This window comes from Streptomyces sp. NPDC053076, assembly GCF_044546845.1.
Lineage (GTDB): Bacteria > Actinomycetota > Actinomycetes > Streptomycetales > Streptomycetaceae > Streptomyces.
The window spans coordinates 931,320-955,296 of the sequence record NZ_JBITZL010000001.1 but is presented as its reverse complement, the minus strand read 5'-3'; the positions used below and the strand labels follow the sequence as shown (position 1 = coordinate 955,296).

At 70.6% G+C, this 23,977-nt stretch carries 16 protein-coding genes; 3 read left to right on the top strand and 13 right to left on the bottom strand.

Annotation, left to right across the window (positions count from 1 at the left end; translation table 11 throughout):
* Positions 1 to 29: 29 nt before the first annotated feature.
* The 9 genes from ACIGYR_RS03750 to ACIGYR_RS03710 all read right to left on the bottom strand — a co-directional run bounded on the left by ACIGYR_RS03750 (position 30) and on the right by ACIGYR_RS03710 (position 11,079).
* Positions 30 to 443, bottom strand: a complete 414-nt coding sequence (locus ACIGYR_RS03750; protein WP_391838038.1) for a hypothetical protein — start codon at positions 441 to 443, stop codon at positions 30 to 32.
* A gap of 46 nt (positions 444 to 489) precedes the next feature.
* Positions 490 to 1,053: a protease inhibitor I42 family protein gene (locus tag ACIGYR_RS03745; RefSeq protein ID WP_391838040.1), complete on the bottom strand. Its 564-nt coding sequence runs from the start codon at positions 1,051 to 1,053 to the stop codon at positions 490 to 492.
* Positions 1,013 to 2,593 carry a peptidoglycan-binding protein gene (locus tag ACIGYR_RS03740; protein WP_399602616.1) on the bottom strand — a complete coding sequence of 527 codons (1,581 nt, stop codon included), beginning with the start codon at positions 2,591 to 2,593 and terminating at the stop codon, positions 1,013 to 1,015. Before ACIGYR_RS03740 ends, ACIGYR_RS03745 begins: the two co-directional genes overlap by 41 nt.
* An 11-nt stretch (positions 2,594 to 2,604) precedes the next feature.
* Positions 2,605 to 2,976 (bottom strand): hypothetical protein, encoded by a 372-nt coding sequence (locus ACIGYR_RS03735; RefSeq protein WP_391838044.1) that lies wholly within the window; start codon positions 2,974 to 2,976, stop codon positions 2,605 to 2,607.
* A 316-nt stretch (positions 2,977 to 3,292) separates the two neighbouring features.
* Positions 3,293 to 6,052, bottom strand: coding sequence for an AAA family ATPase (locus tag ACIGYR_RS03730; RefSeq protein WP_399602613.1), 2,760 nt, complete (start codon positions 6,050 to 6,052; stop codon positions 3,293 to 3,295).
* Between the two features lie 82 nt (positions 6,053 to 6,134).
* On the bottom strand, positions 6,135 to 7,412 hold the full coding sequence (locus tag ACIGYR_RS03725; protein WP_399602612.1) for a cation:proton antiporter: 1,278 nt from the start codon (positions 7,410 to 7,412) through the stop codon (positions 6,135 to 6,137).
* Positions 7,413 to 7,448: 36 nt separating this feature from the next.
* Entirely contained in the window at positions 7,449 to 8,054 is a 606-nt protein-coding gene (locus tag ACIGYR_RS03720) for a response regulator transcription factor (RefSeq protein WP_391838049.1), read from the bottom strand.
* Between the two features lie 73 nt (positions 8,055 to 8,127).
* Positions 8,128 to 8,316 carry a hypothetical protein gene (locus tag ACIGYR_RS03715; RefSeq protein WP_399602609.1) on the bottom strand — a complete coding sequence of 63 codons (189 nt, stop codon included), beginning with the start codon at positions 8,314 to 8,316 and terminating at the stop codon, positions 8,128 to 8,130.
* A gap of 1,284 nt (positions 8,317 to 9,600) precedes the next feature.
* On the bottom strand, positions 9,601 to 11,079 hold the full coding sequence (locus tag ACIGYR_RS03710; RefSeq protein WP_399602607.1) for an MFS transporter: 1,479 nt from the start codon (positions 11,077 to 11,079) through the stop codon (positions 9,601 to 9,603).
* A 112-nt stretch (positions 11,080 to 11,191) separates the two neighbouring features.
* Here ACIGYR_RS03710 and ACIGYR_RS03705 point away from each other — a divergent pair, with 112 nt between their 5' ends.
* On the top strand, positions 11,192 to 11,848 hold the full coding sequence (locus ACIGYR_RS03705; protein ID WP_391838054.1) for a TetR/AcrR family transcriptional regulator C-terminal domain-containing protein: 657 nt from the start codon (positions 11,192 to 11,194) through the stop codon (positions 11,846 to 11,848).
* Between the two features lie 164 nt (positions 11,849 to 12,012).
* On the opposite strand, the gene ACIGYR_RS03700 is transcribed toward ACIGYR_RS03705, so the two are convergent.
* Complete coding sequence (locus ACIGYR_RS03700; RefSeq protein WP_391838056.1) at positions 12,013 to 12,969, bottom strand: alpha/beta hydrolase; 957 nt, start codon at positions 12,967 to 12,969, stop codon at positions 12,013 to 12,015.
* Positions 12,970 to 13,165: 196 nt separating this feature from the next.
* Here ACIGYR_RS03700 and ACIGYR_RS03695 point away from each other — a divergent pair, with 196 nt between their 5' ends.
* Positions 13,166 to 13,471, top strand: a complete 306-nt coding sequence (locus ACIGYR_RS03695) for an acyl carrier protein (protein ID WP_391838058.1) — start codon at positions 13,166 to 13,168, stop codon at positions 13,469 to 13,471.
* On the top strand, positions 13,461 to 15,869 hold the full coding sequence (locus ACIGYR_RS03690) for an amino acid adenylation domain-containing protein (RefSeq protein ID WP_399602601.1): 2,409 nt from the start codon (positions 13,461 to 13,463) through the stop codon (positions 15,867 to 15,869). The genes ACIGYR_RS03695 and ACIGYR_RS03690 overlap by 11 nt, the downstream gene beginning before the upstream one ends.
* Positions 15,870 to 16,092: 223 nt before the next feature.
* Here ACIGYR_RS03690 and ACIGYR_RS03685 read toward each other — a convergent pair whose 3' ends face one another.
* The 3 genes from ACIGYR_RS03685 to ACIGYR_RS03675 all read right to left on the bottom strand — a co-directional run bounded on the left by ACIGYR_RS03685 (position 16,093) and on the right by ACIGYR_RS03675 (position 23,909).
* Positions 16,093 to 16,893, bottom strand: coding sequence for a thioesterase II family protein (locus tag ACIGYR_RS03685; protein ID WP_391838062.1), 801 nt, complete (start codon positions 16,891 to 16,893; stop codon positions 16,093 to 16,095).
* Positions 16,890 to 23,252 (bottom strand): type I polyketide synthase, encoded by a 6,363-nt coding sequence (locus ACIGYR_RS03680; RefSeq protein ID WP_399602599.1) that lies wholly within the window; start codon positions 23,250 to 23,252, stop codon positions 16,890 to 16,892. The genes ACIGYR_RS03685 and ACIGYR_RS03680 overlap by 4 nt, the downstream gene beginning before the upstream one ends.
* Before the next feature lie 153 nt (positions 23,253 to 23,405).
* Positions 23,406 to 23,909, bottom strand: a complete 504-nt coding sequence (locus tag ACIGYR_RS03675) for a 4'-phosphopantetheinyl transferase superfamily protein (RefSeq protein ID WP_391838066.1) — start codon at positions 23,907 to 23,909, stop codon at positions 23,406 to 23,408.
* Positions 23,910 to 23,977: the final 68 nt, after the last annotated feature.

Here is a 23,977-nt window from a genome sequence, read left to right as displayed (position 1 = left end):
GTAAGCCGTACTCGAATCGGTTCCTCAGATCACGTGCTCCGGTCCCGCGCCCGGGTCAGCTGCTTCAGTTCGATGATGGTCGCGACGGCGCGCAGCCAGGCGGCCGCGGTGTCGTCGACGGCGATCCCGCCCACGAGTTCGGCGCCGGCCCGCAGCCACTCCCGTACGAGGACGGCCGCCTCCCGGCGGGGCAGGGGCTCGGGCAGTTCCACGGCGCGGGCGAGTCCGCCGGCGCGCACGGTGTCGGCGAGGAAGGCGACCGAGCGCGGCTCGGTGCCGAGGCGGTCGAGGATGACGGCCGCGGCCGCGGCGCCGTCGCCGAACAGGGCGGTGCGCCGGGTGCCGGGCTCGGCGGCGAGGCCGTAACGCAGCAGGACGGTGATGTCGAGCCGGGCCAGCTCGTCGTCCGTGCGGTCCGGCGGGTACGGGGCGTCGTCGTTCATGGCGGGGCCTCGGGTGTCTCGTCTCATCTGACTGGTCCGCCGCGGCTCAGTCGACGGTGACGGTGTAGGTGATGCGCTCGGGGGCCTGGGAAGGGGTGGCCGCCCCCGTGGTCGGGGTGGCGGAGGGTCCGGTCGTCTCGGGGGGCAGGGTGGAGGTGTTGCCCTGGCAGGTGGTGAAAGTGCAGTGCAGCAGCGTGAACCGGGTGGTCCCCTTGCCCTTGGCCTCGAAGGTGAAGGTGAGCCGGCCGCCGGCACCGTCCACCGGCTCGCCGCCGGAGTCCGACGCGTAGTCCTGGCCGCGGCTGACCAGCACCGAGCTGTCGGGCTCGGGGCCGACCAGGTACCAGTACTCGCGGGTGGAGGCGTTCTGGTCGACGGTGAGCGCGAACCGCTCGCCCGGCTCGGCAGTGATGCTGGTGTCCTTCACCGGGTGGCTCGTCGGGCGGCTCGCGGTGCCGGCGGGGTGGCTCGCGGTGCTCGTGGAGCCGCCGGCCGGTTCGTCGGTGCCCGAGCCGCAGCCCGTGGCGAGAGCGAGGAGCGCGGCCGCCGCGATCGCGGCACCGCCCCTGCTACCGCGGAAGATAGACGCTGTACGCGTTGGAGAGATCATTGTTGGAAGCCTTGCCCATGTGGCCGTTGATGAAGTCGTCCTCGCTGACCCAGGTGGTCGAGCCCCAGGGGTTGTACACCTGAAGCTTGTCACCCTCCTGGGCGATGATGGTCATCGCGTGAGCGCCCTTGCCCGAGACGTCGACCGGCACCGGCCGCCCCTGCGCCACCGACTTCTCGACTTCGGTGAGGACCGCCCTGCGGTCGGCGGCGCTGTTCAGGTCCTGGCGCTCGTAGTCACTGCCGGTGGCGCTGCCGACGGCGGTGTCGTTGATCCGTTCCTGCCCCTCGGGCCCCATGCCGCCCCAGTTCTTGCCGCCGTCGCCTTCGGTGTGCAGCCGGTGCTGTTCGGCCACCAGGCGCTGCTTGAAGGCGTCGGGGTCGTCCTGCTGCCCGTCGGGGCCGCCGGTGAGGCCGAGCGCGTACAGGGGGTCGACCATCGCGCGGGACGTGACGGTGGAGGAGGCCACGCAGGTGCCCTCGGAGCCGTCGCCGCCCTGGATCCACAGCTGGCCGTCGAAGGTGGCGTAGTCCTTGTTGTTGTTCGAGCCGTCCGGCGCCAGGCCCTCGTCGTTCATGCTGTCTTCGGCGGTGACCACCGGAGTGAGGTGCCGGCGCAGCCAGTCGGGGTCCTTGCCGTGGATCTTGCCCTGGAACTGGCCGATCTCGGCGACGCTGTGGCCGGCGGCCAGGGCCTTCATCAGATAGGCCCGCTCCTGCGGGGTGTCCGACGTGGCCAGCATCCGCTCCATGGCCATCTCGTCGTCGAGGCTCAGCAGGTCCATCCGCGCCGACGCGCGCGCCAGGTCGTCGGCCTTGAGGATCTCGTTCAGCTCGGTGTCGGCGCCCGCGACGCCGGTGTCGGCGAGCATCAGCTTGTCGACGGCGGTGAGTTCGCTGGTCTCCATCTTCCCGGCCCGTGCCTCGGCGGCCCACTTGTTCAGGTCCCGGGCCGCGACGCGGGTGGCCTCCTGCGCGTCGGAGACGGCGGCGTGCATCAGGTCGACCGCGTAGGAGCCGAAGTGGGCGGCGTTCTTGCGGTCCCACTCCTCCTCGTCGTTCTCGTGCAGGTCGTCGAAGAAACCGTCCCTGCCGCCGAGCGTCTTCTTCTGCTCCAGCAGCTGTCCGCGGCCCTGCTCGTCCTTGCGCTGCGCGGCGGCGATCGCGTCGGCCAGCGTCAGCAGCACCGTCGCGCAGCCCTGGAACGCCTCGCTCATCTGGGTCACGGACCGCCCGGCGGCGTTCACCACGTCCGAGGCGAGGACACTCGTGTCGCCGACCCATACCTCCGGAAGGCCCTTGCGGCCCACCCGGTCGACCTGGTCGAAGACACTGCCGACGTGGTCGACCTGGCCGCGGTAGAGCCTTGCCAGGCCCTCCAGCACGCCCTGGTCGCCGCCGGGTGCGGGCACCGAGAGGGCGTCGTCGATCAGGTCGAGGAGCTCGTTCTTGCTGCCGGCACCGAGCATCTTCTTGGACAGCCCGGCGAGCATCGAGAGGCGGACGGAAGGGGAGTCGAGAGGAGAGGAGAAGAACGACACCGGCCCGTTCCTCAGTAGCTCGACAGGGCCGAGGTGCGCCCGCCCTGCGTCGATGTGTCGGTGAGGCCGCTCGTGCCGCCGGCGGGGACGCTGTCCGCGTGCCGCTTCACCAGGCCGTCGGTGCCGTGGTAGGTCTTCTTGGCCAACTGCACCTTGCCGCCGAGCTCGTGCAACGCCGACGCCAGTGTCTTGGCCTCCGCCTCCCATGCCTTGACGAACGCGTTCAGCGCCGACGCGGCGTCTTCGCCGCCGGCGTCGCCGTACGAGTAACTCGTGCGGGACTTGACGGCCGAGCTGACGGTGTCCATGTCCGTGCCGGCGTCGTCGAGTTGCTGGGCCTGGCCGGTCATACCTGCCTTGACCTGGTAGCCATCCGAGCCCACCGTGCCTCCCCCGTATGCGTTTTGATCGTGACCGCGGGCAGGCTAACACGCACTGTCGTACGAACGATCACCCGTCGTCCGCCCCCGCACACCTCCCCCACATCACCCGCCCCACGGCACGCCTGGGCGCTCATCCCGGCCGAGGCGCAGCGCACGGCCTTCGGACCGGAGGAGGTCCGTCGTCCGGGTGGCGGCGGCCCTCCGGACCGGGCGAGGCCCGTCGTCCGGGTGGCGGCGGGCCTCAGGCCCTCCGGGGCGCTCAGCGGCCGTGGTCGGCCGGCACCGTCAGCGGATGGTGGCCGAAGGGTCCCAGCGGTCATGGGACGAGTTCGGACAGACAGGACGGGAGTTGGGTGCGGCGGCGGATGCCGAGTTTCCGGTAGGCGCGGGTGAGGTGTTGTTCGACGGTGCTGACCGTGATGAACAGTTTCCGGGCGATCTGCTCGTTCGTGGAGCCTCGGGCGGCCAGTTCCACCACTCGCCACTCCGCCGAGCTGAGTTGGGGGGCGGGCAGATCGGCCGCGCCGAGGTGCTCCGCCCCCGCCCTCTCCCTGGCCGCCGCTGCCGGCGGTTCCGGCACGGGTGCCGCGCCGCATCGGTCCGCCAGTGCCCTCGCCTTGTGGGTATGGCGGCGGGCCTGCCCGGAGTCGCCCAGTGACTCGTAGGCGTGCCCCAGGTCGGCGAGCGTGTGCGCCAGGTTCAGTGAGTCGCCGCAGCGGTCGAGGGTGTTCGCCGCCTTCAGCAGTACCGGCGGACGCTCCTCCAGGCGGAGGGTGGATGCCAGGGCGCGGTAGGTCAGGCCGCGGGTGCGCGGGTGACCCGAGGGGAGCAGTGACATGTGTTCCGTCAGGAGTTCCCTCGCCTGCGTCACGAGACCCTTGTGGAGATAGGCGCGGGCGGCGTTGACGCGCCAGGCCACCACGGACGGGCAGTCGGCCGCCCAGAGCTTCATGAGGTGTCCGGCCGCCAGGAAGTCCTGGAGAGCGGCGTCGTAGCGGCCGCGCGCGAGATGGAAGTGGCCCCGGGCGTCGAGGTAGATCACGCCGCCCAGGGTTCCGAAGGCGGCGCTGGGCACGGGCAGGTCGAGGTAACTTTCAGCCTCTCCCAGGTTCCCCATCGCCGTGGTGGTGAGGATGAGGAGCGAAAGCGGGACGACGATGGCCGCTCCCCAGCTCTCGCGCGGCATCAGCGCGAGCGCGGCGTTCGCCTGCCGCCTGGCGCTCCGCAGATCGCCGAGGCGGTAGTGGATCTCAGCGCGCGCCGAGGTGAACAGGGCGTTCCAGACGAGCCCGCACGTCTCCCCCAGGGAGGCCAGGAGGGCGTCGCACCACACCGCTGCCTTGTCGAGATGGTCGGTATAGATCAGGACCATGAGTGCGGCGAGCGATGACGCCGGGCTCGCCGCTCCGGCCAGGGCCTCCCGGAGGACGCGTTCCGCGGCGGGGACGGCACCCTCCTCGCCACCGCCCCGGAGGACCGCGCCGAGTGCCCCCGCGGCCCGGTGCTCGGGAGTGCCGGCGCCGTCGTCCAGCGGGGGCCCGTCCTCGAATCCCGAGGTGGGTGCGATTCCCGGGTAGGTGAGCGGCAGCCACAGGCGCAGCTGCTCGGCGTACCGGACGGCGTCCTCGCCGTCCTGCGCGCGCGAACCGTGGCGCAGGCGCGCCATCATGTGCGTCACCTGCTCCACCTGGCCGTTCCAGAGCAGGCTTCGCACCACGGGGACCAGCTGGCGGACGGAGAGCTCGCCACGCTCGGCGGCCGCGACCAGGTCGGGCAGGTAGCTCTTCACCGCGGCCGGGTTGTGCCGCCATACGACGTCGGCGAGTTTCGCGGCGATGTCGATCCTTTCCCGCCCCTGCGGGCACTCACGGTGCGCTCTTTCGAGGTAGCTGATGGCCCTGTCATGGTCTCCGCCGCCGAGAGCCTGGTCCGCGGCTTCGCACAGCACCTGCTGCGCCCAGGGGATCGCTTCGTCGATGCGCATCAGGTGTTCGGCCGTCACGAGGGCGGGGGCGCCCTCTTGGTGCAGCAGACGGGCAGCGCGGGACCGCATGGCGTGGCGCTCTTTCTGCGGGATGCTGCCGAGCACGGCCTCACGCACGCTCGGCTGCCCGAGCAGGTCGGGCTCCAGCAGTCCGCCGACACCGGGGGACGTGACGACCCGCCCGACGGATTCCGGGTCCATGCCGCACAGGCGCGCGACGGCGGCGGCCGACCGGAACTCCCCCAGTGTGGCCATCGCCTGCGCGATCTCGAGCACGACGGGCTCGGCCCGGTACAGGCAGCTCAGGACGGCGCGGCCGAAGGCCGGACCGGCCACGGGCCGCCGCTGTGCGGCCGACTCCAGCATCCTGCCGATGCAGTCCTCGGCCAGAGCATGCACGAGCAGCGGCCGGCCGCCGCAGAGTTGCCTGCTCTCGGACGCCATCCGGCCGGCCGTTTCCAGCTTGAAATACTCCTCGAGTACCGTCGCGACTCCCGTCTCCGAGAGCGGCTCGAGGTCCAGCTGGGTGCAGTCCGGCATCCGGAGGATCTCTGCCTGGAGGATGCGCCGCACGCTGTCCCGGCCCATGTCCGGGCAGTAGGTCAGGACGATCGACATCGGCGCGTGGCCCATCCGGCGCATGAGGGCGAGGAGGTACTGGAGCGACTCGACGTCCATGAAGTGCGCATCGTCGATGCATACGATCAGCGGCGGGCTGTTGGTCAGGTGCTGGAAGGCCCCTTGCAGCAGACCGAGAATCGGCGGGGAGATCTCGCTGTGCGCTCCCGCCTCGACACCGCTCTCCGCCAGCGCGCCGTCCTGGAGGCCCGCGCTGTGCAGGAAGAGCCGGTTCCCCCGGAGGAGCTGGTCTAAGATCCCCAGCGGCTGGTAGCGCTCGAACCTCGACGCGGTGGCCTTGATGACCGTGGCGCCCGCTGCCGTGGCGTCGCGTGCGAAGGAGTCCAGCAGGGCGGTCTTCCCGCTCGCGAGGGGGCCGCCGATGGCGACCATACGACATCGGCCTCGCGAACATTCGCTGTAGACCTGGGCCAGCGTCTTTTCTTCCACATCCCGTTCGACCAGCTTTTCCATCACTTCTCACCATCTCGCGACACAGGGACAGGACTGAATCAGCACCCGACGAATGCAGGCGATCGTGTGTGAGAGTTCAGGACTAGTCCCGCGATCCGGGGGCCGATGCGGGGTAGGGGTCGCTCAGCACCGGCACCACCTTGTACCTGCGGTCGATCGCGATGAGGAGCGGCCCGGTCATGGCGGTCGTGATCAAGGCCATGAGGACGAGGATCGTGAACAGCCGCTCGTCGATGATGCCCGCGCTCAACCCCACGTTGAGCGCGATGAGTTCGGTCAGACCCCGGGTGTTCACCAGCGCGCCGATCATGGCCGACTGCCGGGTGTCGAGACCGCCGAGCCGCGCCATCGCGTAACCCGCGAGGATCTTCCCGCCGGTGCCGAACAGGAGGATCACGGCGAGCAGGGCCACGTCGGCACCGTTCATCGCACCGATGTTGATCGTCAGCCCGGTGACGACGAAGAACAAGGGCAGCAGCAGCCCGCCGGCCTGTTCCATCGAGCGCAGCACGTCCGCGTCCGGTGCGCCCTCCGGTTTGGGCATGACGAGGCCGGCGACGAAGGCTCCGAAGATCGGGTGCAGACCGAGGGAAGCGGTGGCCCATGCTCCCGCCGCCGCGAGCACGAACGCGACCGGAACTTCGCTGGACAACACGGTGCCCGGGCGCTGGACCCACCAGTTCAGCACGGGCCGTACCACCAGGAGCATCAGAGCGACGAAGCCGGTGAGCAGCAGTACCGTCTCCAGCCAGGGCCTGCTCATGGGCGCATCGGTACCGATGAGGGCGGCCGCGAGGATGAGCCAGGCGGACACGTCCATGAGCCCGGCGGACGCCGTGGCGATGTTGCCCACCGGGGACCCGGCGAGTCCGCGTTCCCGGACGATGGCCGCGAGCACCGGCAGTGCCGTGATCGACGTCGCCACGCCGAAGAAGAGCACGAAGGAACGGCCGTCGGTGTGCCCGCCGTCGAAAGTGGCCAGGTGCTGCACCACCAGGGCGATGCCCGAGCCCAGCACCAGCGGGATGAGGATCGCGCCGGCGGAGATCAGTGAGACCGCCCTGCGGCGGCTGCGGACGGACCTGAGGTCGATCTCGTAGCCCACGCCGAACATGAAGATCACGACGGCGATCTGGGCGATGACGGAGATGAAGGGTACGGCCTCGTGCTTGAAGAGGTGATCCGTCGGATCGCCCGGGAGCCTGCCGAGCAGGCTCGGTCCGAGAATGATGCCCGCGGCGATCTGACCGACCACGGTCGGCTGCCCGAATCGGCGCGCAAGGGCGCCGAGCAGAATTGACGCCCCTAACACAAGGGCGATATCGCCGACAACGTCGGCCGTCACCACTTCCACGTTCATTACCATCCCCCAATTGGTCGATGAAACCGGCAGTGTTCAGAGCCAATGCGCGTCTCTGGCGATCCGCAGCGCGTCGATGCGATTGCGGGCACCGAGTTTCGACACCAGGGATGAGAGATAGTTGCGCACGGTCCCCTCGGACAGGTGCAGTCGTGTCGCGATCTCGACGATCGTGTCTCCGTAGGAGAGGCGTTCGAGCACCGAGAGCTGGCGCGCGGTCAGCGGGCAGCCGGCGTTGGCCAGGGCCGCGACCGTGAGGTCCGCGTCGAAGACGCGTTCGCCCTGATACACCCGGTGCAGGGCCTCGAAGAACCAGCTGGGCGACACGCTTCGCTGCAGCATGCCGTCGACCCCGCCCGAGAACGCCTGGCGGATGATCGATCGGGTGAAGCTCTCGGCCAGGACCAGACTCCGGCACTCCGGCAGGCTCGAGATCTTCTCGGCGACGCTGATCGCACTGCCGTCCGCGCCGTCGAAGCTGATTATCGCGATGTCGGGCCGATGAATTTCGGCGAACTCCAGCGCATCGGTGTCGCCGCCGACGGCCCCGACCACCCGGATCTCCTCACGCTTTTCGATCAATGCGGCGAGCGCGTTTCGGGACAGCAATAAATCGTCGGATACCATCACTCGGATGCCCATCGATTTCCCCCTGGAATGAGAAACAGCTCGCTGGTAGAGGAGAACACTTCCGCCCGGATGTCGCGTCGGTGGTTCAGTCAGGGATCGGCGCGTCCAGCACGGTGTCGGCCCCCTCGGCACTGCCCGGGTCGCGCCTGTCGCCGCCCACCGCCGTGAGGACCGCCTCGGCCGTCCGCGCCCCGGAGGGCAGGCGGGCGATCCACCACGGCGCCGTGGTCGCCAAAGCGGCGGCGGCGGTGGACTTCCGGCCATGGGCGAACATCGCAAACACCGGAGGCCGGCCCGCGGCCGCGCCGGACGTGCCCGGCCGGCGGCCCGCAACCGACGGAGGCCGTCCCAGGCCCGGCTGACGTGTGCACTCGGGAACCGGCGATTCGAGCGATCTGCCGGCACCGGCGCGGTGAAACCCCAGTGCCTTGGTGAACCGCGAGGTGCGGAAGTGGATCGACCGGCGGTGCGTCCGTTCCATTCGTACGGCTGGCAGAAACCCGCTGGAAGTCGGTCCGACCGCTTGCTGAAACGGCCTGGCCATGTGATAGCGGCTTAGCCTTGCCATACGCCGTAGGTCGGCGCTCGACAAGTCCACTGTGCTCAACCTCCCCCGTTTTGAGGCCGACAGCGGTCGAAGATAGTCAGTCAAGATGTTTCGGGTCAAGAGGTTTAGGCCAAAGGTTGTCTCAGCTGGGGCGTCCGCTGAAATGCCGGAATTCAGCCGGATTGGAGAACCGCACAGCTGGAATTACCGCGTCCGATTAGCGCACGCTTCTTGACTCACCGGCCGGTCGCCTCGGTGAGATCATCAGCATAAATGGATCATCGGCGGCGGATGGAATTCAGACCTGCCGCCCACCGGCGGCGAACGGAGTGCGGGACGTCGCTCGTCTCCGACTCGGCTCGCTCTTTGCATAGTCGAACCAGGTGAACTCGACCCCCCAGCGCGCCTCTCCCCGGGGGTCCGGACCGGACCTTGCACATGCGGAGGGACGCGGCAAGGTGGTCGGCGGAGCGGGGGCGCATCGACGGAGATCCGGAAATTCCCGCGCGCCGGGGCGACGGTATCAAAAGCGGACGCCGGCAGTCCTTTATGCGGAACCCCTTTTTCCGTGAAGATCGTCGCGACCGACGGTGCGCCCAAGGCGCAGCCATCGTCCTTGCGGCCGGGTGAACGTCAGGTGAAAGCAGTGCAGCTCACCTTCGGGCCGCCTGGCGGGCCGACACGGGGTCAGCCCGCAACTCTCTGACATTTGTCGCCGAATGTCAGCGAGTTGCGGGCTGAGCCGGTGCCCTGCGGCCGCCACAGAAGGCGAGACAACGAGCGCGGCGCATGCGGATCTTGAAGGTGGGAAAACTCCGATCCCCGCATGCGCCGCGCTTGCCTCGTATCCGGTATACACTCGCGCTCTGTTGCTACTTCAATTACCGGTTACGGGCCCGGTTCCGGCGTTTCCCGGCTCGCCGGCGGCCGGCTTGATCACAACAGAGCGGGCCGGGCACGTAATCGTGCCCAGCCCATTTCAAGCAGCGAATCAGCAAATAGCACGCTGGATCACGGCCGCGTGGTCGCCGCCTGGCCGTCGAACGGCTCAGCGGCTTTCTCCTTGGCCGCCGCCATCGTCGGCAGCGCGAGAGCGGCCAGCGCGGCGAGGAGCATGATCCCCCCGTTCACGAGGAACGCGACACGGTAGCCCTGGACGAGCGCGTCGAGGCGGCCCCTGTCGTGGCCGGCGTGAGAGGTCACGCTGGACGCGACGTTCACGAGCACGGCGAGACCGACGGCTCCGCCGATCTGACGGGACGTGTTGAGCAGCCCGGAGGCAGCTCCGGCGTTCTTGGGCTCCACACCGGCGGTGCCGCTGATGGTGACGGCGAGCAGCATGATGCTGACGCCGAACCCGCCGACCAGGTTGGGCAGGAGGATGTGCGTCACGTAGGCGGAGTGGGTGGGGATGGTGGCGACCCAGGCGATCCCCACGGCGGCGATGAGGCCGCCGGCCACCAGCATGGGCCGGGGTCCCACCACGGGGACGAGCTGACGGGAGGTGATGCCGCCGACGATGAAGATGACGGTGACGGGCAGCATGGCCATGCCGGTGCGCAACGCGCTGTAGCCCAGAACCTGCTGGCAGTACAGCGAGAGGAAGAAGAGCAGGGCGGTCAGTGTCACGCCCAGGCAGAACATGAGCAGGTTCGCGATCCGCAGCGTCCGGGGCCGGAGCAGTTCGAGCGGGATGAGTGGGCGGGAGCCCCTGGCTTCGGCCACCAGGAAGGCGGCGATGAGGACCGCGGCCGCGATCAGCGGCACCACGGTCTGCGGTGACCCCCAGCCCTCGTTGGATGCCTCCGAGAGCCCGTAGGTGAGCGCCCCGACCCCGAGGGTGACGCAGAGGGCACCGGGCAGGTCGAGCCGGGTACGCTCCGCGCCGGCGGAAGGAAGCAGGAACAGCGCGCCTGCGACGAACAGCGCGAGGCCGGGGGGAACGTTGACGAAGAGGACCCAGCGCCAGCTCAGTTCGGCGGTGAGGACCCCGCCGAGGACCACACCGGCCAGGCCCGCGATCCCGCCCATCATGCTCCACAGCGCCAGGGCCCGCTCGCGTTCGCGTTCGTCGGTGTGGCTGGCGGTGATGAGACTCAGACTGGCGGGGGTCAACGCCGAGGCGCCGGCGCCCTGGGCGATCCGGGCCACGATCAGCACGACGGAGTCGGACGCCAGGCCGCCGATCAGGCTGGCGACGGTGAACACGACCGCGCCGAACAGGAACACCCGTTTGTGTCCGAAGAGATCACCGACCCTGGCCGCCAGGAGCAGGAAGCCTCCTAAGGTGATCAAGTAGCCGCTGACCACCCACTGTTGCTGATCGGTCGACATGTCCAGCCCGGCTTGCATGTCCGGAAGAGCCACGGTGACGATGGTGGCGTCCAGCACGACCATGAACAGGGCGAGACAGGACATGGCCACGACGACGCCGAGTGGCAGATTCGGCCGAAGAACAGGGGGAGCTGACGCGACTCGGGTCTCGGACATGGAGTCTCCTCAGTGACTGACCACGAGTGAAGCAGGTTCATGTGAACAGCGTTCACGTGAACGCTGTTCACGTTACGATGTCGCCCGGAGGATGTCAATCAAGGGAGACGCAATGCCACTGCGCAAAGCCGACGTTGTCGAGGAAGCGCTGCGCTTCCTCGACGCGGAGGGCCTCGACCAGCTCACGATGCGCAAGCTCGGCGCAGCACTCAACGTGCAAGGTGGCGCTCTCTACCGGCACTTCCCCAACAAAGAGGCCCTGCTCGACGCCGTGGCCGACAAGATCGTCGAGGGCATCGGGGACCCCCTGCCCGACGTCACCTGGCCCGAGAAGATCCAGATCCTGGGCAACCGGCTCCGCGCCGCCCTGCTCAGCCATCGCGACGGCGCTCGCGTGGTGGCCGGCACGTTCGCGCCCGGAGCCAACACCATCATCGGCTCGGACATGGCCGTCCAGGTGCTCTGCGGGGCCGGCCTGCCACCGGCCCAGGCGGGCTGGATGAGCTTCGCCCTCTTCTACTACGTGCTCGGCCACACCATCGAGGAGCAGGCCCAGTTGCGGTTGCCGCCCGACCACGACTGGCGGATCCGCACCCAGCGGCTCAACGTCAAGGTGTCACCGCAGTACGCGGCGGCACTCGACTCACTGGCGGGCACGGACCCGGCGGTACGGTTCGACTACGGGCTGAACGTCTTCGTCGACGGGCTCTGCCGGCTCCAGGCGACCCTGCCGTCGCCGGAGGAAGCGGTGCGCCAGACCACTCCCTAGGAGTGCTCGGCGGCTCCCCTGGCCGTCGGTGGGGGCCGGCCGGGCGAGAGGCGGGAGGCCGGGCGAGAGGCGGGAGGCCGGGCGAGAGGCGGGAGGCCGGGCGAGAGGCGGGAGGCCGGCTGAGGTCCGGCCGGCCCTCTCCTCGACGTCCGCGCACGGCACACCTAGACGCTCCGTACGCCACCGGCCGGTTCATCGCATTCCGAGCGCAGCAGCGTGTCCAGTTCCCGGATGACCCGCTGGGCGCACTCGGCCGCCGCCGGCACGATGCTCTGCATCAGGAAGTAGCCGTGGACCAGCCCCTCCCCCGGTACATGACGTACGGCGACTCCCGCGGCGCGCATCCTCGCGGCCAGTTCCACGCCCTCGTCATGGAGCGGGTCGTACTCCGCGGTGGCGATGACCGTCGGAGGCAGGCCCCGGAAGTCCGCCTTCAGCAGGTCGACTGCGGGGTCGGAGCGCCGTAGCGGATCGGGGACGTACTGCTCGTAGTTCCAGGCCATGTCCTCGACGCTCAGGAGGTAGTCCTTGCCGCGCTCACTGACCGAGGCGATGACCAGACTCGGGTCCACCGGGGGGTAGATCAGCAGTTGCGCGGCGAAGCGGACGTCGCGCGCCTGGAGGACGACGCCCAGGGACAGATGGGCACCGGCACTGTCACCCGCGATCACGTGCGTCCGGCCGGGGAAGGACCGGGCCGTCCACCGGGCCGCGGCGACGGCGTCGCGCAGGGGCGTGGGATAGGGGAACTCCGGCGCCCGCCGGTAGTCGACCGAGACCACGACCGCGCCCAGCGACGCCGCCATGGCCCGGCAGACCCAGTCGTGGCTGTCGAGGTCTCCCAGCGCCCATCCACCACCGTGCAGAAAGGTGATGACCCGCCGCCCGGCCGACTCCGGGGTGTAGACCCTGACCCCGAGCGCCGCCCCGTCCGGACCGTCGATGAGCCGGTCGGTCGAGGTCACGGCCGGGCCGGAACCGTCCTGGTCCTCACGCCGGCGTACCGCGTTCACCCGATACCGCTCGCGGGCCTGCTGGATCGTCAACTCGCGGTCCGGGACCGGGGGGCCGTCGATGCTCTGCCAGGCGATCAGGTGCCGGAGTAGACGGTCCAAAGGCATCGCGATTCTCCCACGTACTCGGCCGACGGGACGGAAAACACGTTTCGCGAATCTATTTTGCGATCACGACAACGGGAAGAGCGCAGCGCCCGGGGCGTGCGGAATTCACGGCAGCCGGTGTGATTCTCATGTCGCGCCGGTACCGCGCCCGCCGATATCGTGGCCAGTCGTTTGAAAATCGAAAAAGGTGCGCATCATGGAAGACTCGACCCGCTCGCCGTCCGCGGGCCAGGAGCCCCGCGATCCGTCCGACCTCCTCGGTCTCGTACGTTCGGCGTGGCAGGAAATCCTCAACTTCGAACCGGACAGCGATGACCTCGGATTTTTCGACTGCGGAGGCGATTCGCATCTGCTGTTCGTTCTCGTCGAGCGCCTCTCGAAGATCGGCGGGCTGAAACTCAAGACGATCGACGTCATCGATGCCGACACCGTCCGCGGTCAGGCGGATCTGCTCGCCCGGATGAAGCGCGCGCAGCTCGAGGAGTCCCTCGATGGCCCCTGAGGATCTCCCGGGGCCGCCCGACGTGGCCGTCGTCGGCTTCGCCGAAGAGGGCGACCCGGAGACGGAGACTCTCGCCGAGGAGCGGATACGCCTCCTGGAGTCGTGGGCGGATCGGCTGACCGGGGTGCCGGAGGTCCTCGAGATTCCGTCCGACACGCCACGCCCCCACCGCCACGACACGTCCGTCGAACGGCTTCCCGTCGCACTCTCCGGTGAGACGACGACGGCCGTGCGGGAGCGGTCCCGGGCCTTGGGCGTGACTCCGACCGCCTTCCTCCTCGCCGCGTTCGGCCTGACCCTGGGGCGGCTGACCGGAGCCGACACGCTGCTGGTGGGCGTCCCCTCGCCCCTCGGCGATCTCCTCCCGGTCCGCATCGACATCGACGACGGCCGCACACCGGGCGCGTTCGTCCACGCCGTCCACGAGTCGCTGGCCTGGAGCCTGAACGCGGACGGCGTTCCGTTCCCACGGATCCTGGAACGGCTGGGCGTCGAGCGGTCCGGCCCGACGCATCCGCTGGTCCGAACGTCCTTCGGCACTCAGGGCCCGTCCGTCCCGGGGACGGCCGGGACCGGCACCGCGCGCGTCCCGGTCAAGGAGGTGGAGGGCGGCGGATCACGCTTCGACCTCAGCGTCCGGTTCGGCCAGGACGAGCCGTCCTACGCCGGCCACGCCGAGTACGCGACGAGCCTGTGGAGCGAGGACGAGGCGCGCAGCTTCGTCCTCGGCTACGTGGCCGCGGTGGAGCAGCTCGCCGAAGCGGTGGCCGATGACCACGTCAGGCTGGCGGACGTCCGGTGCATCTCCCCCGCCGGGTCGAAGATCCTCGCAAGGATCAACGAGACGGACGGTGTCTTCCCCGCCTCCTCCCTGGACGAGCTCTTCCGCGCCGAGGCGGTCCGCCGCCCCGCGGCGGTGGCCGTACGCGACGCGGAGGCGGCGCTGACCTACCGCGAACTCGCCGATGCCGCGGCCGAGCAGGCACGGCGCCTGCGTGCCGCCGGCGTCCGGCACGGCGATGCCGTGCTGATCGGGATCCAGCGGTCGGTGGCGGAGGCGGTGGCCGTCCTGGGCACGCTCTGGGCGGGCGGTACGTACGTCGGCGTCGATCTCGCCCAGCCTGCCGCGCACACCGCGAGGATCGTGGCCAAGGCGGCGCCGACCGCCGCCATCGTCGCCGACGACGACGCCGAGAGCATGGCCCGGCACGGGCTGCCCGTGGTCGGCCCCTGGCAGCCGGACCGGGTCCCCGGCGGGGAATACGTGCCACCCGCCCCGCCCGATCCCGATCGGCTGGCCTACATCGCCTTCACGTCGGGCTCGACCGGCGAGCCGAAGGGGGTGGCGATCCCGCATCGCGGAGTCATCCGGCTGGTCCACGGCCCCGACCACCTCATGCCCGGTCCGGGTGACCGCGTGCTCCGCCTGTCGTCACTGGCCTTCGACGCCTCGACGTTCGAGCTCTGGGGCGCGCTGCTGTCCGGGGCGACGCTCGAGGTGTGCCCGCCGGGGCTGCTGTCGCCGGGCGAGCTCGGCGCGTTCATCGCGGAGCGCGAGGTGACCGTGGCCTGGCTGACGGCCGGTCTCTTCCGGCTCGTCCAGGAGTTCGCGCCGGCCTCGCTGGGTACGCTGCGCCAGCTGTTGAGCGGTGGGGACGTGGTCCCCCACGAACACGTCGCACGGGTCCTCGCGGACAACCCGGGCCTGACCGTCACCAACGGCTACGGCCCGACCGAGAACACGACCTTCACGACGTTCTATTCGGTCCGGGAGCCGGGAGACGTCGACGGCCCGCTGCCGATCGGCGGCCCCCTTCCCGGGACCCGGGTGTACATCCTGGACCGGCGGGCGAGACTGCTGCCGCCCGGGGCGGTCGGCGAGCTGTACACGGGGGGCGAAGGGCTCGCGGTGGGCTACGTGGGCGACAAGGAGGAGACCGACCGCTGCTTCGGTTTCCTCTCCCCCGACGTCCCGGAGCGCATCTACCGTACGGGCGACCTGGTCCGTATCGACGCGGCCGGCCGCATCCGCTTCCTCGGGCGGGCCGACCACCAGGTCAAGGTCCGCGGCTACCGCATCGAGCTCACCGCGATCAGCGACGCGCTGAACGGCCTTGCGGAGGTCGAGGATTCCCTCGTGACCGTCACCGACGGCGCCACCTCCGACAAGCGGCTGCTCGCCGCCGTCCGGCTCGCCCTGGGGACGGCCGCCACACCGGTCGACCTCAGAGACCGCCTGGCCGAACGGTTCCCGTCGTTCATGGTGCCGTCGCTGTGGGCGGTCGTCGACCGGATGCCCGTCACGGCGAACGGGAAGGTCGACCGGCGTGCGCTCACCGCTGCGGCCGCACCCGCCCACGCGTTCGCCAAGAAGGGCGAGCCCCGCCGAGCGAGGTGACCGCACCCGCCGGCCCGGCCGGCGGACCGGCGGACCGGCACGCCGTGGTCACGGTCTTGACGCTCCGCTGCCACGACAGCGGAACCGACGACGTCAACACCGAGACCACGGCGATCGCGCGGTACATGTACGGGCAGGCCGCGCCAGAGCGTGCACGCCGTGGGCGTGCACGCCGTGGGCGCGGCTTGACCCTCCTACGCCACCGCATCCTCCCCGGACGGCGTCACCCTGCGCTCCCACCGATGTGCGACAGGGCCGTGGGCTGGGCGGTCCTGGCGGGACTTGCCGTGCGTGTCAGGTCGTTGAGCAGGTCATCCAGGACCTCCTGGAAGTGGTGCCGGATGTAGAAGTGGTCGCCCGGGTAGCGGTGCAGCGTGAAGGCTTCCGGGCCGGCTGTCCACTTCTGCCATCCCGCCATGTCCTTGGGGTCGGCGATGGCGTCGTCGTCGCCGGCGAAGGCGGCGACGGCGCACCGCAGCGGGACGGGCGGCTGGATCCCGAGCCCCGTGTACAGACGGGCGTCGGCGCGGATCAGGGAGATGAAGGAGTCGACGGTGGCCTGGTCCTGTTCGATCTGTCCGGGCAGAGCCTCACCGCCGAGCATCAGATAGGCGGTGACGGGATCGGTGAGCAGCGTCTCCGCGGTGCTGGTCCAGTACGTGTGGTCCGGCGCCGAGATCCCCGAGGGGCACAGCAGTGCGGGGCCACGGTTGGCGCGTTCCAGGGCCCGGCAGACCTCGAAGGCGTAGCGGCCGCCGCCCGAGTGCCCGAACAGTGCCGTCGGGCGGCGCTCGCAGATCCCCGCGATCGCGTTCGCGGTCTGCCTGACCAGGCGGGGCAGGTCGGTGATGGGCAGCTCGGCGGTGCGGGCCTCGCGTCCTGGTGGCTGGACGGCGAGGATCTCGACGCCGCTGACGCCGGCCCAGGGCGCGTAGAAGTTGGGACCGCCGCCGGGGTGTGGCAGGCCGATCACACATACTGGCGCGTCCGGGTCGGATGCGATGGGGACGATCCAGTCGTTCACGAGTGCTGCTCCTTGGCGTGGCTGACCCCCGCGGCGGCCATGGCGCGGTTGGCCAGATCGCGTATGCCTTGGCTGGCGAGGATTTCCAGGGTGGGGATGTCGAGGTCGAGTTGGCGTCGCAGGGTGACGCCGAGCTCCGTCGCCAGAATCGAGTCGAGTCCGAGGCGGTTCAGCGGTACCGAGGGTGAGAGGCGTTCTGGATCGGTCCGCAGGATGGCCGCGATGACCTCGGTGAGCGCCTGGGTGGCCAGTTTCTCCGCGTCGGCTGCCTCGCTCGCCTGCAGCTGCTCGCGCAGGCTCACGCCGGACCGGTCCTGCTGCCCGGATGCCGAGGTGATGAGATGGGAGAACCGTGCGGCGGCGCCGGCCGGGAACATGAGGCCGGCTCGCTCCCAGTCGACGCGTGCGATCACCGCGCTGTGCGGCGCGTCCGCGATCAGGAGCCGGCCCAGGGAGTCGAGGGCTTCGGCCGTGGAGATCGGCACCAGCCCGAGCCCGGTCATGGATTCGGAGAGGTTGTCGCGGACGACGACGCCGGTGCCGGCGATGGCTCCCCAGCCGACGGCGAGTGCTGCCTGGCCTCGGTCGCGGCGCTGGCGGGCCAGGGTCTCCAGGCCCAGGTTGGCTGCGGCATAGGACGCCTGGAGCCGGTTGCCGAGCAGGGCGGAGATGGAGGAGTAGAGGACGAAGTGGTCGAGGTCGCAGTCGCTGGTCAGCTCGTCGAGGAGGCGGGCGCCGGCGACCTTCGGGGCGAGCACGCCTTCATAGCGGTCGCGGGTCAGCTCCTCGACGGGCCCGTCGTCGTAGCGGGCCGCGCAGTGGAACACTCCGCGCAGTCCGCCCGGCGCGCAGGTCCGGGCGTGCTCGACGACCCGGGTCATGGCAGCCCTGTCGGTGACGTCGGCGGCCATGAAGGTGATGCCGGCGCGGTCCGGCCCCTGAGCGGGCTTGCGGCGTCCGGTGACGATGACCTGCCCGGCGCCGTGGTCGACGAGCCAGGATGCGGTGGCGGCGCCGAAGCCGGCGGTTCCGCCGGTGACGAGGTACACGCCCTCGGAGTCGAATGTCACGCGCTGGGCGGCGATGCCGGTGGTGTCGATGACGAGCTTGCCGATGTGCTCGGACCGCTTGAGCCGGTTGAACGCGTCATCGAAGCGGGCCGCTGGGTAGACGGTATGGGGCAGCGGTTCGATACGTCCCTGTCCGGCCAGCCGGGCGATGTCGTTCAGGACCTCCCCGGCCCGCTCGGGACGCCGGTCGATGAGCTGGGCCAGGTCGACGGCGAAGTAGGACAGGGTGTTCAGGAAGGGGCGCAGCCGCAGTCCGGCATCGCCGTACAGGTCCCGCTTGCCGAGCTCGACGAAGCGTCCGTCGGGGGCGAGCAGTTCCAGGCAGGCCACGGCGGCCGTTCCGGTCAGGGAGTTGAGGACGATGTCCACGCCCCGTCCGCCGGTGATTTCCCGGACCTGGTCGGGGAAGTCCCCGGAGCGTGAGTCGAGCGCGTGCTCGGCGCCGCGGTCCAGGAGGAGTTGGCGCTTCTCGGGTGTGCTGGCGAGGGCGATGACGCGCACGCCGGCCAGGCGTGCCAGGTTCAGGGCGGCCAGGCCGACGCCGCCGGCGCCGCCGGGCAGGAGCAGGGTCTCGCCGGCGGACATGCCGGCAAGCACGTTGAGGCTGTAGTGGGCAGTCGCGTAGACCAGCGGCATGGTGGCGGCGTGCTCGAAGTCCATGCCCTCGGGAATGGGGACGGTGACCGCCGCCTCGGCCATGACGTGGCTGGCCAGAGAGCCGCAGCCGACGGCCATGACGGCCTGGCCGACGCTCAGGCCGGTGACGCCGGGGCCGGTCTTGGCGACCACGCCGGCGCATTCCTGGCCGATCAGCGGACCGGCGTTGACGCCTGCGCGCCAGTCGGCCTGCATGGGCTCGATGGGCATCAGGCCGGTGGCCAGCATGACGTCCTTGTAGTTCAGGGCGGCCGCCTTGACCTCGATGACGACCTGGCCCGGGCCGGGTTCGGGCATCGGGATCGCGGCGGGTCCGAACTGCGGTGTCAGCGCGATCGTGCGCACCTGCAGGGCCGTCGCCTGGTTCACGGGCCGGGTGCGCGGCGGGGTGGCCTCGCCTGTGGACGCCGGCACGGGGGCGACGCGCGGCACGCGCACCTCGTCCGGGAGGACGGCGAACTCGTCCTCCTGGCCGGTGTCGGCGGTGAGGACCGCGGCGACGCGGTCGCTCAGCGCCGGGCTGAAGGAGGGTTCGACGGCGATCCGGCGGATGGTGATGCCGGGTACCTCGTTGGTGATGGTCCGTGCCGTGCCCCATGCCGAGGCCGCCGCCATGCTGCCGGCGCCGTCCGTTCCGGGGTGTGCCATGACGCCGCAGGGGCCGGTGATCAGCCAGAGCGCCAGCCGTGCGTCGGGGGTGTCGGTGAGGCGCTGCTGCCAGGCGAGCGACAGGTCGCGGAGGATCTGCCCGGCGTCCGTCGCGGCCGCGACGGGGTCGTCGCCGTCGTCGGCGAGCACCAGTGCCACCGCGGTCGCGGAGTCGGCGGCGTCCGGCTGGACCGCGTCCGTCCAGCGGGCGGTGTCGCCGGGGGCGACGGCCGTGGGGGCCGCGGCGTCGAGGGTGTCGGCGAGCTGCTGCGCGAACGGCAGGCCACCGTGGTCCGCCAGGACCGTCCAGGCCGTCGGGGCGCCGGCGCTGTCCGTGGCGAGCCGCGTGCCCGGCTCGTCCGTGAAGGCGGCCGCTTCCGAGGTGGCCGCCCATATGCCCAGCGGGGGCTGCGGACGGCCCTCGATCAGGCGGAGCCGCATGTCCTTGATGGTGATGGCGACGGTGCCGTCCGGGTCGGCCAGCGTCACGTCCCACACGGCTTCCCGTCCGGTTTCGGAGTGGGCGACGACGTGCACGACGCCTCGCGTGGGCGGCCGTGACCAAGCGGTGAGCGCACCGAACTCGACGGGCATGAACAGCATCGAGCCGTCGCGCAGGGAGGAGTTCAGCGGGCCGCCGGCGTGGAGCGCGACGTCGAGGAGTACGGGGTGGGCGATGTAACGGCTGGTGGGTCCGGTCATCTCGGCCGCGGGTGCGGCGGGCATGGTGTACTCGGCGAGAAGCTCGCCGGTCCCGCCCACCTCGCTGCGGAACCACGCTCCGGTCACGGCGCGGAAGCCGGGGCCGTAGACGGTGCCCGCCCGGTCGCTTATCGCGTAGAACTCCTCGTGGTTCAGGGTCATCGCGTCGTCGAGGCGGCCGCGGATGGCCGCGACGTCGAGCGCCTGGGGGCTGGATCCCGTGACGGCGCGCAGTCGGCCGCGGGCGTGCTGCTGCCACGGCTGGGCCGGGCCTCCGAGCCGGTCCCGCCGCGAGGAGATCGTGATCATGTCACCCGACACGGCGGTGCTGAGGTGTACCTGCGCGGGGTCGCCGGGGGCGGGCATGGTGAGGCCGGACGTCACCGCCAGGTCGGTCACCTGGATCGCGTGGTCGCGGATCGCGGCGGGTCCCGCGGTGAGGGCCATTTCGGCGAAAGCCGCGCCGGGCATGACGATCGATCCGGCCACCTGGTGCTCGCTCAGCCAGGGCACCCGCGCTACTTCGACCGTTCCTTCCCACTGCGGTTCCGCGACGCTCACGCGCTCGCCGAGCAGCGGGTGCACGAGCTTGCCGTCGCCGGGGCCGTGCCCCCACCAGGACGGTTCGCCGACCCACAGCCGTTCCCGCTGCCACGGGTAGGCGGGCAGGTCCGCGACGCGGCCGGGTGCGGCGAACCACGTCTCCATGTCGACGGCGCCGCCGGCCGCGAGTACCGCCGCGGCATAGGCGTCCAGGTCCGGCTTCTGATCGCGCCGGATCGTCTCGGTCGCGATGAAGGAGGGGCTGTCCGGCGCCTGGGAGATCCGGCGCAGGTAGGTGGCGAGTACGGGGTGCGGGCCGATCTCGACGAGCACGCCGGCCCCGGCGGTGGTCATCGCCTCGACGGCCTCGGCCATCTTGACCGGCTCCCGGATGTTGCGCCACCAATAGTCCGCGTCCATCGTCCGGCCGTCCGGCACGGCTGCGCCGGTCACCGTGGAGAACATGGGCAGCTTCGGGTCATCGGTCGCGAGGTCGGCGAGTTCCTCGAGGATCTGGGCCCGGATCGGGTCCATCTTGGCGCTGTGGAAGGCGTAGTCGAGCGGCAGCATGCGGAAGAACACGCCGCGGTCGGCGAGTATCTTGCCGATGTCCTCCAGCGCCTCGCGGTCACCGGAGAGTGTGACGTCGGTGGGCGAGTTGATGGCGCTGACCTCTACCTCGGCCCCGCTCGACGCGATCAGCTCGACCGCTTCCGCGAGGCTGACGGCGGCGGCGGCCATCATCCCGGTGCCGGCGGTGCGGCCCTGGGCGGCGCTGCGGATCGCCACCACCCGGCAGGCCGCCTCCATGCCGAGGATGCCTGCGGCGTAGGCGGCGGCGATCTCCCCGACGCTGTGCCCGGTGACCGTCGACGGGGTGACACCCCGCTCACGCAAGCTGGCCAGCAGCCCCACCTGGACGGCGAACAGCAGCGGTTGGGCGATCTCCGTGCGCGCCAGGTCGTACTGGCCCTCAGCGAGCGCGTCAGCCACCGACCAGCCGAGCAGCGGGGACAGGTACGTGTCCGCTTCCTGCACGGCGGCGGTGAAGGCGGCATCGGCCCCGGCACCTTCGCCCATCAGTGCCGATCCCATGCCGGCCCACTGGGAGCCGTTGCCGGCGAAAACGAACCCGATGGGAGTCCCTGCCGCCGCGGCCGCCTCGCAGCGGGCCGCGGCTTCGGGCAGCGTCCCGGCGGAGATGCTGTACAGGTCCTGGGCGGCGGCGGCCGCGTCATCGGCGATCACCACCGCGGTGTGCTCGTGGCGCTGTCGCCGGCGCACCGAGGTGAACGCGGCGTCGTAGAAACCGTCCGGGGTGTCCTCCAGGTACTCGGCCATCGCCCATGCGGCCTCGCCGAGCGCTTCCGGGGATCGCGCGGAGACCAGCACCGGCAGCCGCCGGCCGGCCGTCGGCGGCCGGGTGCCGGTGTGGTCCGTGGCCGGCTCGGTGAGGACGACGTGCGCGTTCGCGCCGCCGATGCCGAAGGAGTTGATCCCCACCGCCGCACGGCCCGGGCCCCGGTCGATCGGGATCTCCTGGTCCGTGGGGAGGAGTCCGAGCCCGTCGAAGTCGATGGCGGGGTTGTGCGGCCGGCCGTGCAGGGACCGGGGGATCCGGCCGCTACGCAGGACGACCAGGGTCTTGAGCAGTCCGGCCATTCCGGAGGCGCACTCGAGGTGGCCGACGTTGGTCTTCACCGACCCGATCGGGAGCGGGCGGTCCGCGGCCCGGTGCACGCCGAGCGCGGCGCCGAGCGCGGTGCATTCCACCGGGTCTCCGACCGGGGTGCCGGTCCCGTGGCATTCCAGGTAGACGAGCTCTTCGGGGCTGATGCCGGATTCCGTGTACACCTGCTCCAGGAGCGCCTGCTGGGTGATCGGGGACGGCTGGCTCATCACGTTCACCGACCGGCCGTCGGTGTTGGTGCCCGAGCCGGCGATGACCGCCAGGACCCGGTCCCCGTCCGCGAGCGCGTCGTCGAGCCGCTTGAGCAGGACGACGCCCCCGCCCTCGCCTCGTACGAACCCGTCGGCGAGTTCCGAGAACGCGTGGCAGCGTCCGGTCGGCGACAGTACGGATGCCTCGGCGAATCCGAGATAGTCGACGGGGTTCAGCAGCAGGCCGACACCGGCGGCTATCGCCGTCCGTACCTGTCCGCTCGTCACCGCCCGGGCCGCCTGGTGCAGGGCGACCAGCGCCGACGAGCACGCCGTGTCGATCGAGTACGACGGTCCCCGCCAGTCCAGGAGGAAGGACAGCCGGTTGGATGCGTTGCAGGTGAGGGTGCCTTGCAGCGAATGGGCGTCGACCGCCTCGGGGCGCGCGGATATCAGCTCCCAGTACCCGCGCGTGGAGGTCCCGACGTACACGCCGCCGTCCTGCCCCTTCACCGCTGCCGGGTCGATGCCGGCGTGGTCGAACGCCTCGACCGTCATTTCCAGCAACAGCCGCTGCTGCGGGTCCATCTGGGCCGCCTCGCGGCGCGAGATCCCGAAGAATTCCGGGTCGAAACCGGTGATGTCCTGGAGGAAACCCCCGGCGCTGGTGTAGCTCAGGCCCGGCCGGGGCTCGCCCGGGGCACACCACAGCGCCGGATCGAACCGGTCCGGCGGCACTTCCGTCACCAGGTCACGGCCGGCGAACAGGGCCGCCCCCAGCTGGTCCAGGCTGTTGATCCCGCCCGGTAGCCGACAGCCCACTCCCACGATTGCCGCGCAGTTCCCAAGATCGCCCACGAGTCTCTCCTCCCAGAACCCTGATACACGCTCACTCTGAATGAGCATCGATCCGCACGATTTCGTATGTCGCGTCAACACGCATGCAAGAGCCGGCCGTCGAGCGAACCGACAAGGAAATCGGGCACTTTCACGTACGGTTGTTGAATTTGTTCACCGCTGGATCGCAACGGCGAACGACATGTCTTCCTCGGAGCGGATCCACACCGGTACCGTCGCACCGCGGTAGGACGCGATCAACGCATCGTCCGAGCGACTGAGCTCGATCTTCCAGAACAGGAAATGGTCCTGTGTACCGATGCCGTACAGCGCCTTGAAAGCTGCCTCCTTGGCTGAGAAGAGTTCCCGTGGCGTGCATTCTCCGGCGGGTGGGAGCAGCGTGCGCCGCTCCCGTCCGCTCAGGACGAACCTGGCGACGCGAGGACTGATGGCCGCGCTTTCGATGTCGACGCCGACCGCCGCGGCACCGGGAACCACCACCGCGACGGCCAAGCGGTCGGTGTGGGAGATCGATCCGGCGAAGCCCGGCGGGAAGCACGGCCGGCCGTCGGGGTCACGGGGCACGGTCCGGTCGGCCGCGCCGGCCGCGGCCAGCGCCGCTGCGGCCGCCCGACGGCCGGCCGTGAACTGCTGACGGGGCCCGTACGGCCGCCGCACCGGACACCACGCGGTCCGCATTCCGGTGGCGGCGCGGGCGGGAACCGCCGACTGGACAACCATGTCGG

What these genes read in the sequence shown, in the direction of transcription:
- ACIGYR_RS03705 (WP_391838054.1), top strand. Translation starts at nt 11,192, where the DNA reads ATGCCACTGCGCAAAGCCGACGTTGTCGAGGAAGCGCTGCGCTTCCTC.
- ACIGYR_RS03750 (WP_391838038.1), bottom strand. Translation starts at nt 443, where the DNA reads ATGAACGACGACGCCCCGTACCCGCCGGACCGCACGGACGACGAGCTG.
- ACIGYR_RS03720 (WP_391838049.1), bottom strand. Translation starts at nt 8,054, where the DNA reads ATGGGCATCCGAGTGATGGTATCCGACGATTTATTGCTGTCCCGAAAC.
- ACIGYR_RS03725 (WP_399602612.1), bottom strand. Translation starts at nt 7,412, where the DNA reads ATGAACGTGGAAGTGGTGACGGCCGACGTTGTCGGCGATATCGCCCTT.
- ACIGYR_RS03715 (WP_399602609.1), bottom strand. Translation starts at nt 8,316, where the DNA reads ATGTTCGCCCATGGCCGGAAGTCCACCGCCGCCGCCGCTTTGGCGACC.
- ACIGYR_RS03695 (WP_391838058.1), top strand. Translation starts at nt 13,166, where the DNA reads ATGGAAGACTCGACCCGCTCGCCGTCCGCGGGCCAGGAGCCCCGCGAT.
- ACIGYR_RS03730 (WP_399602613.1), bottom strand. Translation starts at nt 6,052, where the DNA reads ATGGAAAAGCTGGTCGAACGGGATGTGGAAGAAAAGACGCTGGCCCAG.
- ACIGYR_RS03690 (WP_399602601.1), top strand. Translation starts at nt 13,461, where the DNA reads ATGGCCCCTGAGGATCTCCCGGGGCCGCCCGACGTGGCCGTCGTCGGC.
- ACIGYR_RS03700 (WP_391838056.1), bottom strand. Translation starts at nt 12,969, where the DNA reads ATGCCTTTGGACCGTCTACTCCGGCACCTGATCGCCTGGCAGAGCATC.
- ACIGYR_RS03745 (WP_391838040.1), bottom strand. Translation starts at nt 1,053, where the DNA reads ATGATCTCTCCAACGCGTACAGCGTCTATCTTCCGCGGTAGCAGGGGC.
- ACIGYR_RS03710 (WP_399602607.1), bottom strand. Translation starts at nt 11,079, where the DNA reads ATGTCCGAGACCCGAGTCGCGTCAGCTCCCCCTGTTCTTCGGCCGAAT.